Here is a 13,841-nt window from a genome sequence, read left to right on the forward strand (position 1 = left end):
ACGGAGCTGAAAAAAGATGGCCGATAAGCAGGATTACGTAGTCAAGGACCTTGAGCTGGCCGCGTGGGGCCGCAAGGAAATGGACATTGCTGAAACCGAAATGCCAGGTCTGATGGCCAGCCGTGAAGAATTCGGCAAGTCGCAGCCGCTCAAAGGCGCGCGCATCACCGGCTCACTGCACATGACCATTCAGACAGCGGTTCTGATCGAGACTTTGCAGGAGCTGGGTGCAAAAGTACGCTGGGCATCATGCAATATTTTCTCTACCCAGGACCATGCTGCAGCAGCCATTGCCGCAACCGGCACGCCGGTATTTGCGATTAAAGGCGAGTCGCTCGAAGAATATTGGACCTATACGGATCAGATTTTCCAGTGGCCGGATGGTCAGCCGTCCAACATGATTCTCGATGATGGCGGCGACGCCACAATGTATATTCTAATCGGCGCGCGCGCCGAAGCTGGCGAAGATGTTCTTTCGAAGCCGGAAAGCGAAGAAGAGGAAATCCTCTTCGCGCAGATCAAGAAGCGCATGAAGGAAACTCCGGGCTTCTTCACCAAGCAGCGCGATGCGATCAAGGGTGTTACCGAAGAAACCACAACGGGCGTTAACCGTCTCTATCAGTTGCAAAAGAAGGGCCTGCTGCCTTTCCCCGCAATCAACGTCAATGACAGTGTTACCAAGTCGAAATTCGACAATAAATATGGCTGCAAGGAATCGCTGGTTGACGGTATTCGCCGCGCAACCGACGTCATGATGGCCGGTAAGGTCGCTGTTGTTTGCGGTTACGGCGATGTCGGCAAAGGCTCGGCCCAGTCGCTGCTGGGTGCCGGTGCTCGTGTCAAGGTAACTGAAGTCGATCCGATCTGTGCTTTGCAGGCAGCCATGGATGGTTTTGAAGTCGTCACGCTGGAAGACGCAGCACCAACGGCTGATATTATCATCACCACGACCGGCAATAAGGATGTCATCACCATCGACCATATGCGTCAGATGAAAGACATGGTCATTGTCGGCAATATTGGACACTTTGACAACGAGATCCAGGTTTCGGCCCTGCGCAATCTCAAATGGAACAACATCAAGCCGCAAGTCGACATGATTTCGTTCCCAGACGGCAAGCGTCTTTTGCTTCTGTCCGAAGGCCGCCTGCTGAATTTGGGCAACGCAACAGGCCATCCAAGCTTCGTTATGTCAGCCTCCTTCACCAATCAGGTTCTGGCCCAGATTGAGCTTTATAGCCGTGGTGATCAGTACAAGAATGAAGTCTACGTCCTGCCGAAACATCTCGACGAAAAGGTTGCGCGCTTGCATCTCGACAAGCTCGGAGCGAAATTGTCGGTTCTTTCGGAAGAACAAGCTGCCTATATCGGGGTGACTCCAAAGGGTCCATTCAAGTCTGACCACTACAGATATTGATATAGCTAGAATATACCTACAATATATAGAAGCCGGAGAATTGACAAATTCTCCGGCTTTCTTTTTTGCGCATAGTTCTTCCCGTCGATTCCCTCAAGGTTTATTGTAGTGATTCGGGATGACGTTGCTCTTGATGGGCCAAATGGTGATAAACCGGATGGAAAAGAGGATCGTCATTCGTCTGGATGGGGCTGCGACGGTTGACATGAGAATTAAAGGTGATGTTCGCAGTGAAGATGCAGCACACAAACGATCCGTGCTGAGCAGGCTGCAAACCCGGGCATTGAGCGCAGTTTCCGCGCTGCCAATCATTTTGACTGCCTCCTTCTCTGCTCACGCTGAAGATATGCTTGGCCTGATCGATACTCCCTTCGGGATGAAAGTCGGCACGTTTGAAGTCGTTCAGTTCGCAATGTTTCTTGGTGCCATGGGTGCTGCCCTGCTCTCCGCGGGCTGGCTCATTCGGGAGCGTAGCCGCATTGCCCATGAGAACCGCCATTTGCGCGACAAGGTTGCCGATCTGAATGTCACGGTTCAGCGCAACGAAGCCCTGCTCAATCTTAAGGATCAGCGCGTTATAGTTTGGGAGGGAAGCTCGTCGACTCCCGTGCTCATCGGCAGTCTGCCGCCTGAAATAGGCGTGCCCGAAAGCCGCTCGCTCTTTCTGGCCTTTGGCCGCTGGTTGCGGGTTGAATCCGTCACGCTTCTGGACCGGTCAGTATCGGCGCTGCGCGAGAAAGCCCGTCCTTTCGACATAGCCATCGAGACCTCGAAAGGCACGCCGCTGGAGGTGCAGGGCCGCACTTCTGGCGGATATGCTATCGTGCGCTTCATCAATCCAGGCGAAGTTCGTGCCGCTCAAGCCATGCTTAAAGCCGAAAACTATCATTTGAGCGAAGCTGTCGCGACGCTGCGTGGTCTGCTGGATGCAATCGATATGCCAGCCTGGAGCCGTAGCAGTGAAGGTCAGTTGAATTGGGTTAATCTGGCCTATGCAAAGGCGGTCGACGAGCGCGACCCCAATAGCGCGGTTCGCGATGGTCGCGAGCTTTTCGGTGTTCAGGCGCGCGAACGCATAGAGCGCGACAAGACACTGAACCGTAAATTCCACGATCAACTCTCGACCGTAGTTGGCGGCGACAGGCACGTATTCAGCGTTACCGATATTGCCGCAAGCAATGGATCTGCCGGTATGGCAATCGATATCAGCGAAGCTGAGTTGATCCGGGAGGAATTTAAACGGACTGTTCTCAATCATTCGGATACGTTGGATCAGCTGAATTCGGCTGTCGCAATGTTTGATGCCAACCGAAAGTTGCAATTCTTCAATCAGGCATTCGCCAAATTGTGGGGTCTCGAGACACCATTCCTTGAGAGCAATCCTGACAATGCCATGTTGCTCGACCGTTTCCGCAGCGATGGCATATTGCCCGAGCAGCCGGATTGGCGGCGCTGGAAGGAACAGGTTCTTTCCGCCTATCATTCTATCGAATCGCAGGAATATGTCTGGCACCTGACCGATGGCCGCACATTGCGGGTTATCGTCAATCCCCAGCCGAAGGGCGGCGTTACCTGGGTGTTCGAGAACCTGACTGAAAAGCTTGAACTCGAAAGCCGTTATAACACGCTGATCAAAGTGCAAGGCCAGACGCTGGACTACCTTGCTGAAGGTGTTGCGGTGTTTGGGTCAGACGGAAAAGTACGTCTTGCCAATCCTGCTTTTGCCTTCCTGTGGTCGCTGAAGAGCGAACAGGTAGCGGAAGGCACGCATATTTCCGCAATCCGGCGGGTGTGCGAACCTGTATCGGACGCGGATAATTGGGAATCCTTTGTAACGACAGTCACTGGTTTTGATGATGAGCGCCGCTCGCTCTCCGGTCATATAGAGCTGACAACGGGTAAAATATTGTCTTATGCAACGGCGCCACTGCCCAATGGCCAGACAATGCTCACCTTCGTCGATGTGACGGATTCTGTTCAGGTTGAGCGTGCACTGAAAGAAAAGAACGAAGCGCTGGAGCGTACTGACGAACTGAAGAATGATTTTGTCCAGCATGTCTCTTATGAACTGCGTTCGCCGCTGACCAATATTATGGGCTTTACCGAGCTTCTCCAAACGCCCATGACCGGACCGTTGAACGACCGTCAACGGGACTATCTTGATCATATCGGCACTTCTTCATCAGTGCTTTTGACCATCGTGAATGACATTCTTGATCTGGCCACTGTGGATGCGGGGATCATGGAGCTCGATATCAGCGATGTTTCCGTCACCGATGCCGTCACTGTTGCATCGGAGAAAGTCGCCGACCGGCTCAAGGAACATAATATTCTGCTCGATACGCGTATTGAGACAGGCACAGGTTCGTTCCGTGCCGATGCAGCCCGTATCAAACAGGTGCTGTCCAATCTTTTGAGCAATGCGGCAAACTATGCTCCGGAAGGCAGCACGATTACGCTCAAGTGCTGGCGCGAACAGACGGAAATGGTGTTCAGTGTCATGGATAATGGCCCCGGAATGCCGGATTATGTGCTCGACAGCATTTTCAAGCGCTTCCAGCCTTACCCGAATGGCGGGCGCAAACGCGGTGCGGGGCTGGGCCTGTCCATCGTGAAGGGCTTTGTCGAATTGCATGGTGGAACAGTTGATATAGACAGTTCTGCAGGCAAGGGCACGCTGGTTACCTGTCGATTCCCGCTGGAGGCGCGTACCTTCAGCCTCGCTGCCGAATAGTCTGAATGCCCCCGCTTTCTGTAGAACTTGCGAACGCTGAAGATACGGCACGCTTGGGCCAAGATGTTGGTCTGTCCCTACGCAAAGGGGATCTCATTGCTTTGAGCGGCGATCTTGGTGCGGGCAAATCGACATTTGCCCGTGGTTTAATCCGTACGATCGCTGATGATGCGGATTATGATGTACCAAGCCCGACTTTTACTATCGTGCAATCCTATCCCGAATTGCGGCTGCCCATTAGCCATGTCGACCTGTACCGTCTTTCGACTGCCGATGAGATTGACGAGTTGGGGCTCGACGAGGCGCTGCTTGATGGAATTGTACTGGTCGAATGGCCCGAACGCGCTGACGGGTTTTTGCCGCCGGTCAGCTTGAGCATCACGTTGCAGGATCATGGAAGTGGCCGCAAAGCCTTCATCGAGGGCCCCCTTGATGTTCTGGCGCGATTGGAACGTTCTCTGGCCATCCGCTCGTTTCTGGCAAGATCGGGTTTAGCGCATGCTGAACGGCATTATCTTCTCGGCGATGCATCCGCCCGGGGCTATGAGACCTTGTCGACGGGCAGCGGAACCCCGCTCATCCTGATGAACTCACCCTATAATCCGGGCGGTCCAATCCTGCGCGATGGCAAAACCTACATGCAGATTGCGCATCTTTCCCAGTCAGTGAATGCTTTCGTGGCCTTGGATCGTCTCCTGGCGTCCAAAGGCTTCAATGTCCCGCATATCAACGCCGAAGATTTGGAGCATGGTTTTCTCGTCATCGAAAATCTCGGCAGTGATGGTATTCTTGATAAGGATGGAGCGCCCATCTTCGAGCGCTATGAGGCTGCTGTGCGCTTGCTGGCCAAACTCCATCAATTCATATGGCCGCAGGATATCCCCGTAGGAAATGGAGCTACGCATCGTCTGCATCATTTCGACCGGGATGCGATGATGATTGAAGTTGAGCTTTTGTCGGACTGGTATGTGCCGCGCATGAACGGAACAGTGATAAGTCCCAATTTGAAGAGCAGTTATATCGCTGCATGGGATAATGTATTTAGCCAGCTTAGTAATGCCGAGCAATCCCTGCTCCTGCGCGATGTTCACTCACCCAACATCCTTTGGCAGGCTCATAGATCAGGTATTGAACGCGTTGGCCTGATTGATTTTCAGGATGCGATGCTCGGTCCTTCGGCCTATGATGTCGCATCTCTCATCATGGATGCGCGCGTGACGATTGAGCCCGACATGCAGGATTTGTTGCTTGCGGCCTATATTGAAGAGCGTCGCGCGGGAAGCACAGCTTTTGATGAGACCGGTTTCAAAAAAGCCTTTGCCATTATGGCGGCGCAGCGCAATGCAAAGATTCTTGGCATATTCGTTCGGCTCGATGAGCGCGACGGCAAACCATTTTATTTGAGGCATCTTCCGCGTATTCAAACTTATCTGGAGCGGGTTATTGATCATCCGGCTCTGGCGCCAGTCAAGGATTGGTGCGAAAAGAATGGAATACTCGCCCAAAGGATTAAGGCATGACACCGCATACAGCTATGGTTCTCGCTGCCGGTTTGGGAAAACGCATGGCACCGATAACCGATACAATACCAAAACCTTTGGTAAAGGTAGCCGGCAAATCATTGATCGATTGGGGGCTGGATTCGCTTGCCGGCGCTGGCGTGCGACGCGCCGTGGTCAATGTGCATTATCTTGCCGACCAGCTTGAAACGCATCTGATGGAGCGCACAGCGCCATTGATCGAAATCTCCAATGAAAGAGAGCAGTTGCTCGACTCTGCGGGGGGTATCATCAAAGCCCTGCCGCAAATTGGCTCTGAACCATTCTATGTTTTGAATGCCGATACTTTCTGGACCGATAGCGACAAACCCAATCTTGTCCTGCTTGCCGAAGGGTGGAATGATGCGAGCATGGATATTCTCTTGATGATTGCCCATATGGATCAGGCTGTTGGACGCGAAGGTGGTGGCGATTTCAGCATGAGCAATACCGGGCAATTGCGCCGTTTGAAGCCGGGTGAGACATCGCCCTATATTTATGCCGGAGCGGCGATCATCCATCCGCGCATTTTCGCGAATGCTCCATCGGGTAAAGTATCATTGAACCGATATTTCGATGAAGCGATTGCAGCTGACAGGCTCTTTGGACTGCCGATGGATGGCATTTGGCTGACAGTCGGCACGCCGGATGCAATAGAAGAGGCAGATGCCGCTATTGCCAAGCAGGGGATTCATGGCTGAGCGCCAGAATCCGAATATTTTCTCCATAGCGCCGGGTACGCCTTTTCTTCCGGCGCTTGTGGATGCGCTGCAATCGGGAGCCTTGATTCCGGGTTATCCTGCAAACCCCAATGATCCAATGGCGCTGGCCCATGCTACAATCTATGTGCCGACCCGTCGTGCAGCGCGAACGCTGCGTTCGCTACTTGTCGAGAAAAGCCCGGTTAAATCAGCGATCCTGCCAGTAATCCGAGCATTGGGCGATGTCGATGAAGATGCAGCCATGTTCGACATGGGTTCCGATGCCTTCTTCGACCTTCTGCCGGCAATAGGCAGTGTCGAGAGACTTTTGCTTTTAGCGCGACTGGTCCGGCCTTGGCGCGAACGCCTGCCAGAACATGTGCGTGCCTTGTTTGGAAATGAGGAAATTGCCATTCCGGCAACGACCGCCGATGCGATCTGGCTTGCCCGCGATCTTGCCGGACTCATGGATCAGGTTGAGACTGAAGCTGCCGGATGGTCAACGCTTTCCAATATTGTTTCTGAAGAACTGCCGAATTGGTGGCAGGTCACTCTCGATTTTCTAAACATCGTCACAAGCCTTTGGCCCGATATTCTGGCTGAACGCAGACGTTCCAACCCCGCTGCCCACCGTAACCGCCTGATCGAGCTTGAAGCCGAAAGGCTCCTGCGCAAGGCGTCGCAGGGTCCTGTCATTGCGGCGGGCTCTACTGGATCCATACCTGCAACGGCAAAGCTCTTGGCTGCTATTGCTTCATTGCCCATGGGCGCCCTGGTCCTTCCAGGGCTTGATCGCGATATGGATGCCGTCAGTTGGGATGTTTTGGCAAGCACTGCAGACAATCCTTCGATTTTTGGTCACCCGCAATATGGACTGCGCAAACTGCTCGGTGAACTGGGTGTGCTGCGTCAGGATGTGATTGTGCTGGGCGGCGTCACTCCAGAAAAACGCCAACGCGAAAACCTTTTGGCCGAGGCGATGCGCCCCGCCGACACGAGTGAGGCGTGGGCGCAAATTAACCGGAACAGCAGTCAGTTTTCCGCCGCCGTTGCCTCCATTGCCTTGATTGAAGCCTCAAATGAGCGCGAGGAAGCGCTGAGCATCGCAGTGGCCTTGCGCGATTCCATAGAACAACCGGGCAAGACCGCAGCTCTGATCACCGCCGATCGCGATCTTGCCCGCCGTGTGTCAACGGAACTCGCGCGGTTCAATATAGCCGCTGATGATTCCGGTGGACATGCCATGCGCGAAACGCAACCTGCGGCTTTGATGCGACTGGTCCTGGATATTGTTTTCAATCCCGGGGATCCGGTTGCGTTACTGGCTTTGCTAAAACATCCACTGACGCGGCTTGGCCTTGATCGTGTCAGGGTTCGCCAGGCTGCAGAAACTATTGAACTGGTTGCGCTGCGTGGTGGTACAGGGCGAGCCACCCTATCGGATTTCCAGCAACATTTCGAAAGACGCCTTGCCGAAACAGGATCTACGCCATTTGAACCGGCCTGGCTTCGCCAGATCAGCGCTGCAAGAATTGAGTCCGCGCATATCGTCTGCAAGGCGCTTAGCGGTGCGATGGAACCCTTGATTCATTTTGTTGGAGTCACGGAATCTGTACAGCTGCCGCAGATCATTCAGGCGGTTGTTGCCAGTCTGGAAAATCTGGTGCGGGATGATCAGGGAGATATTGCTGCACTTTATAGTGGAGCGGCCGGTGAACAATTCGCCGCCTTCCTGCGCAATCTGATCTCGGCGGATTCGCAGCTCGATTTTTCTGTCGGCGAATTCCCCGCAATGATGGAAGCTTTGATTGCGGGAGAGGTTGTAAAACCAAAAGCGGGCGCGCATCCGCGCCTGTTTATCTGGGGCGCACTGGAAGCGCGATTGCAAACGGTCGATACGATGATTATCGGCGGACTGAATGAGGGCTCATGGCCGGGTAAAACGCGCAATGATCCGTTCATGTCACGGCCGATGAAATCCATTATAAATCTTGATCCGCCGGAGCGGCGCACCGGCCTTGCCGCGCACGATTTTCAGATGGCGCTGGGAATGGACCAGGTCATTCTTACACGTGCACAGCGCTCAGCAAATGCGCCAACGGTTGCTTCGCGCTGGTTGCAAAGGCTGGAGACGGTTCTTGGCAATGACGCTACCGGAGAGCTGCGCAGGCGTGGGGCAAAATATCTTGGATGGGCGCGGGAAATCGACCACGCGCCGGATGAGGATTTTGTCAAACGACCGGAACCGAAGCCGCCTTTAACAGCCCGCCCCAAGCACTTCTCAGTTACAGAAATAGAGACGCTCCGGCGCGATCCCTATGCCATCTTTGCCAAGCGCATTTTGCGGTTGCGGCCCATTGAGCCATTGATCCGTGATCCTGACGTGGCTGAGCGCGGTTCGCTCTTTCACAATATCCTCGCGCATTTCACGGAACAGGGCATTGATCCTCTTGATGCGAATGCCGCCAAACGTCTTCTGGAAATAGGCAGGCAGTATTTTGACGACATCGCGCTACCGGAAGAAATCGATGCAGTCTGGTGGCCCAGGTTCCAATCGCTGGTGCCGGAATATCTGAACTGGGAGCGGCTACGAGACCATCTGATTTCCGAACGTCATCCCGAAATTGCTTCCAAAAAGATTGTCGTCGAAGCAACTGGCGTCACACTTTCAGGCCGGGCAGACCGAGTGGATTTGCGCCGCGACGGTACGGTTGACATCATTGACTACAAGACCGGATCAACACCATCCAAGCGGCAGGCCCATGTTCTTTTGTCGCCGCAGCTAGCGCTGGAAGCCGCATTGCTGGCACGGGGTGCGTTTCATGAGGTTGGGGCACGCAAAGCTGCCGATCTTCTTTATGTGCGGTTACGGCCAAATGGAAAAGTTGATCCGGAATCCATTTTAAGAATCGGCACGGCTGCCAATGGAAGTGAAAAAACTGCGCCGGAGTTGGGCGAATTGTCGTGGCTGCGTCTCAATGAATTGCTGACGGCCTATGGTGATCCGCATAAGGGCTATCTGTCCCGTGCTCTGCCATTCAGGGAAAGTGATTTGACCGGCGATTATGACCATCTGGCCCGCGTTTTGGAGTGGTCGGCTGGTGGCGCTGAAGAGGGAGGGGAGGGCGAATGAGAAAGCCTCGAACCATCCCGCCGGAAACCACGCGCAACCAGAGCAGGGCAGCAAATCCAAAGGACTCTGTCTGGGTGTCGGCAAATGCGGGCTCCGGCAAAACCTATGTCTTGACGGACCGTGTCATCCGCTTGCTGCTGGATGGCACCGACCCGTCGAAAATCCTGTGCCTGACCTATACGAAAGCTGCTGCGGCGGTGATGCAAAACCGTGTCTTTGCACGCCTTTCCGATTGGGCAACCATGGATGGCGACGCACTGGCAAAAATCATTGAGGACATTGACGGTGCACGGCCCGGACCAAAGCGGCTGGCTCAGGCGCGCCGCTTGTTTGCGCGGGCGCTTGAGACCCCCGGCGGCCTCAAGATACAAACCATTCACGCCTTTTGCGAAGCCATTCTGCATCAGTTTCCGTTAGAGGCGAATATTGCCGGTCATTTCGAACTGATGGACGACATGATGCAGGTTGCGCTTATTGGCGAAGCGCGGCGGCAGGTGCTGCAAGCAGCGCGTCTTGATCATAATGTCGAGCTTGCTTCAGCCTTTGCGGATGTGCTTGACGCTGCCGGGGAGTTCGGCCTGCAACAGCTTCTTGATGAGGCGGTCACCAAGCGCAATGATCTTACCCGCTTTATTCGAGAAGTCGGGCAAGACGACCTGCGCAGGACGGCGTTCTACTCCCATTTCGGATTTACCGGCACTGAAACAGAAGACGATATCCTTTCGGCACTGTGGCCGGTTCAGGAATTTGACCGGGAAATGCTGCGTTCGATCCTCGACATTCAAAAGAGTGCCGCACGAGCGCAGGAATTTGCGATGATCCTGCTCGACGCCAAGTTTGGGCCGGAGTCTGACCAACGCGAAGAGGCATTGCGAACCGCGTTTATCAAGGCAACAGGAGAGCCCAAAAGTGGCGCCTATATCGGCACAAAGGGCGTAACAGAACGCTTTCCGGATTTCATCGAGCGATTCGACCGCGCTGCACAGCGCGTGTTCGAGGGTTTGGATAAATTAAAGCAATTGCGCCTTCTCCGGCTGACTTTTTCAGCCTTGGTGGTGGTCGATGACCTTATCGGCCGCTATGAGCACATGAAAAGAAATCGCGGGCTTCTCGATTTTGACGATCTCATTGTCAGGACCGTGGCATTGCTTGCGCGGCAGGATGCAGGGCCTTGGGTGCAATATAAGCTCGACAAGGGAATTGACCATATTCTCGTCGACGAAGCGCAGGATACCAGCCCAAACCAGTGGAACGTGATAAGGCTTCTCAGCGAGGAATTCTTTACCGGCAATACCGCACGCAATGTGCGGCGCACCCTTTTTGCAGTCGGCGACGAAAAGCAATCGATTTACTCGTTTCAAGGTGCGATTCCAGAGGATTTTGCCAGACACGGCAAGGCGACGGAGCAAAAAACCGGCCAAGCTGAACTGACCTTTGAACGCGTTAATCTCAACTTCTCGTTCCGCTCTGCACCGGACGTTCTGTCTGCAGTGGACAAGGTGTTCGAGCGGCCGGAAGCCCATCGCGGCTTTGGTGTCGATCATGGCCCTACAGTTCATACGGCAATCCGCGACCATGATCCGGGTGAAGTGCAGATCTGGGATATGCTGACACCGGAAACAACACCGGAAGAGGATGACTGGCGAACACCAGTTGATAGTTTGCCAGCACCACCCGTGCGTCTTGCGGAGCAAATTGCCCGAACCATTGAGCACTGGTTGAAGAATGGTGAAATCATTGAAGGGCAGAACCGGCGCCTTGAAGCACGCGATATCATGGTGCTGGTACGCAAGCGTGACCAGTTCATGCCGGCTTTGTCGCGCGAATTAAAGAAGCGCCATGTTCCGGTCGCCGGTGCAGACCGTCTGAAATTGACGGATCACATCGCAGTCCAGGATCTCATGGCGCTCGGGCGGTTCATGCTTTTGCCATCCGATGATCTGTCCTTGGCGGCACTCCTCAAAAGCCCCCTGTTCAAGTGGGATGACGATCAGCTCTTTACGCTCGGTTATGAGCGGGCAGCTAATGAAACGCTTTATGAGCGGCTATTGGCGCAGGCAAAGGATGATCTGTTGCTGGCTCCGGTTGCCGCGCGTCTTCAGGAGTGGCGCAACCGTGCCGATACTGTACCAGTCTTCGAGTTTTATGCGGATATTCTTGGACGCGGCGGCGCGCGCCGTGAGCTTCTTGCACGTCTTGGCCATGAGGCGGGCGATGTTATCGATGAGTTCCAAAACTACGCAATCGCAACCGAAAAAACCGGTTTGCCGGGCTTGCAGGCATTTTTGGAAACGCTGGAAGCAGTAACGCCGGAAATCAAGCGGGAGCTGGATCAAAGCCGTAATGAAGTCCGCATCATGACGGTGCATGCTGCGAAGGGCCTTGAAGCCGCCGTGGTATTCCTCGTCGATTCCGGCAGTTCGGCTTCTTCAGGCGGGCGTATGTCCAATCTGCTTTCTTTCGATATGAGAGAATATAGCGGCTGGGAGGGCAAAGGGTTTTTGTTCGTACCCGGAAAGGCCTATGCGACTGCTTTCTCGGCGGGCCTTGTCGATAAGCTGAAGGTAAGGGCAGAAGAAGAATATCGCCGCCTGCTTTATGTCGGCATGACACGTGCTGAAGATAGACTCATCATTTGTGGCTATCGTGGATCGCGGCAGGCGCCGGACACATGGCATGGGTTGGTGGAAGCCGCCTTGGGCGAATTGAGCAAACCAATGCAACATCCTGTCGAATCCGTCACCGCCAAATTTTACAGGCTGACTGAACGGGCGACCATGGGACCTGTAGAACCTGAGCTTCCCCTTGAGCCAAGGGCCGTTCCCTTTCCTCCTACCTATCGCATACCGATGCCTCGGGAAGCGGGCTTGCCAAGGCCCCTTGCACCATCGGGCGTATCGGTGCTGATCGAGCCCGATGATGAGGCGCCGCTGGTCACAGGTTCGCCGGTGCTACTGACAGATGGAAAGAATCCCGCTTTCGCCATCCGCCGCGGCACGGTCATCCACGCGCTGTTGCAGACTTTGCCCGATATTCCGGACGAACAACGTGCGCAGGCGGCTCAGCGTTATCTCAGCCGCGCCGCTTATGATTGGGAACCGGAGGAGATCGAGAAGGCGCTTAACTCGGTCTTTGCTGTGCTGAATTCAGCCGATTTTGCGCCGGTCTTCGCGCCAGGTTCATTGGCGGAAGTCGCAATCATGGGAACGCTGCATATTCGCGGTAAGGATCATGCGGTTTCCGGCGTTATTGACAGGCTTGCTGTGAGCGAAAGCCGGGTTGTAATTGTCGACTACAAGACTAACCGTCCTCCGCCGCAAAATCTGTCGACGGTTCCAGATGCCTATATCGCTCAGCTTGCCCTTTACCGGAAGCTGCTTGAGCCGCTTTATCCCGGCAAGACAGTAGAAGCGGCTTTGCTTTTCACCGAAGGTCCCCATCTTATCGACATCCCGGTGGACGCCATGCAGATTGCTCTTGAGCGAATGGCTTGAAACTGGACAGGATTGTTCCCGTCTTGGAATTGGCAAGAAAGCTGCTATATTGATTTTGGAGTGTGGGGTGAGCTTTGCCCACCCCACTTCCCTATGATGTTACGAATGAAACCCGGATTGTCAGTGTCCAGCTGGTCCGGGTTTTTCGTACCTCAAAGGTAATAGACATTGGCAGATACCACATATCTATTGCTCCAAGTTTGAGGGCATATGGCCGTATGCCTCAGCCAGGGAGGCCATCTCCCTGGTGCACTGGCTGGATCCGTGCTGCTGCTTCGCCCTCAAACTGCTTGACGAAATACGATTGAAGTAGTGCTTTGAGCAACAAACGCAGGGTTGAAAGCCGTCAGGTGACAGATTGCACTGAATCGTGACATGAGTCGGCTTGACTAGGCACAGCAGACTCACCACATGATGGGCAACACATTCACAAGGTTAAGGAACAGCTTCATGGCTACCACCGTCAAAATTGACACCAGCAATTTCCAGTCCGATGTAATTCAGGCCGGTCAGCCTGTCGTTGTGGATTTTTGGGCAGAATGGTGTGGCCCTTGCAAGATGATTGCACCGGCGCTTGAAGAAATCGCTGCGGAAATGGATGGCAAAGTTACAATCGCCAAAGTTAATATTGATGAGAACCCTGAATTGGCTGCCCAGTTTGGCGTGCGCTCGATTCCGACTTTGCTGATGTTCAAGGATGGTGAGCTCGCTGCCAATCTGGTTGGCGCTGCTCCAAAGAGCAAGCTTTCCGACTGGATCAAAAACTCGGCTGCTTGATCAGTTCTGATATTCATCGAAAAGCCCGCTGTAAAGCGGGCTTTTTG

At 54.1% G+C, this 13,841-nt stretch carries 7 protein-coding genes; all 7 read left to right on the plus strand.

Annotation, left to right across the window (positions count from 1 at the left end; translation table 11 throughout):
- Positions 1-16 precede the first annotated feature (16 nt).
- A complete protein-coding gene (gene ahcY / locus V9K95_RS07225; RefSeq protein ID WP_336440316.1) occupies positions 17-1,417 on the plus strand; it encodes an adenosylhomocysteinase in 1,401 nt (466 codons plus the stop codon).
- A 205-nt stretch (positions 1,418-1,622) separates the two neighbouring features.
- Positions 1,623-4,151 carry an ATP-binding protein gene (locus V9K95_RS07230; protein WP_442958543.1) on the plus strand — a complete coding sequence of 843 codons (2,529 nt, stop codon included), beginning with the start codon at positions 1,623-1,625 and terminating at the stop codon, positions 4,149-4,151.
- A 5-nt stretch (positions 4,152-4,156) separates the two neighbouring features.
- Entirely contained in the window at positions 4,157-5,671 is a 1,515-nt protein-coding gene (gene tsaE / locus V9K95_RS07235) for a tRNA (adenosine(37)-N6)-threonylcarbamoyltransferase complex ATPase subunit type 1 TsaE (protein ID WP_336440314.1), read from the plus strand.
- On the plus strand, positions 5,668-6,390 hold the full coding sequence (locus V9K95_RS07240) for a nucleotidyltransferase family protein (RefSeq protein WP_115054529.1): 723 nt from the start codon (positions 5,668-5,670) through the stop codon (positions 6,388-6,390). Before tsaE ends, V9K95_RS07240 begins: the two co-directional genes overlap by 4 nt.
- Positions 6,383-9,523: a double-strand break repair protein AddB gene (addB, locus tag V9K95_RS07245; RefSeq protein ID WP_336440313.1), complete on the plus strand. Its 3,141-nt coding sequence runs from the start codon at positions 6,383-6,385 to the stop codon at positions 9,521-9,523. The genes V9K95_RS07240 and addB overlap by 8 nt, the downstream gene beginning before the upstream one ends.
- Positions 9,520-13,017, plus strand: coding sequence for a double-strand break repair helicase AddA (addA, locus tag V9K95_RS07250; RefSeq protein WP_336440312.1), 3,498 nt, complete (start codon positions 9,520-9,522; stop codon positions 13,015-13,017). Before addB ends, addA begins: the two co-directional genes overlap by 4 nt.
- A 450-nt stretch (positions 13,018-13,467) precedes the next feature.
- Positions 13,468-13,794 carry a thioredoxin gene (gene trxA, locus V9K95_RS07255; protein ID WP_115054532.1) on the plus strand — a complete coding sequence of 109 codons (327 nt, stop codon included), beginning with the start codon at positions 13,468-13,470 and terminating at the stop codon, positions 13,792-13,794.
- Positions 13,795-13,841 lie beyond the last annotated feature (47 nt).

It is taken from the genome of Phyllobacterium sp. CCNWLW183 (assembly GCF_037203775.1).
In the GTDB taxonomy this organism is placed as follows: domain Bacteria; phylum Pseudomonadota; class Alphaproteobacteria; order Rhizobiales; family Rhizobiaceae; genus Phyllobacterium; species Phyllobacterium ifriqiyense.

Excerpts from the sequence above, each read along its gene's own strand:
- ahcY (WP_336440316.1), top strand. The coding sequence starts at position 17 with ATGGCCGATAAGCAGGATTACGTAGTCAAGGACCTTGAGCTGGCCGCG.
- V9K95_RS07230 (WP_442958543.1), top strand. The coding sequence starts at position 1,623 with ATGAGAATTAAAGGTGATGTTCGCAGTGAAGATGCAGCACACAAACGA.
- tsaE (WP_336440314.1), top strand. The coding sequence starts at position 4,157 with ATGCCCCCGCTTTCTGTAGAACTTGCGAACGCTGAAGATACGGCACGC.
- V9K95_RS07240 (WP_115054529.1), top strand. The coding sequence starts at position 5,668 with ATGACACCGCATACAGCTATGGTTCTCGCTGCCGGTTTGGGAAAACGC.
- addB (WP_336440313.1), top strand. The coding sequence starts at position 6,383 with ATGGCTGAGCGCCAGAATCCGAATATTTTCTCCATAGCGCCGGGTACG.
- addA (WP_336440312.1), top strand. The coding sequence starts at position 9,520 with ATGAGAAAGCCTCGAACCATCCCGCCGGAAACCACGCGCAACCAGAGC.
- trxA (WP_115054532.1), top strand. The coding sequence starts at position 13,468 with ATGGCTACCACCGTCAAAATTGACACCAGCAATTTCCAGTCCGATGTA.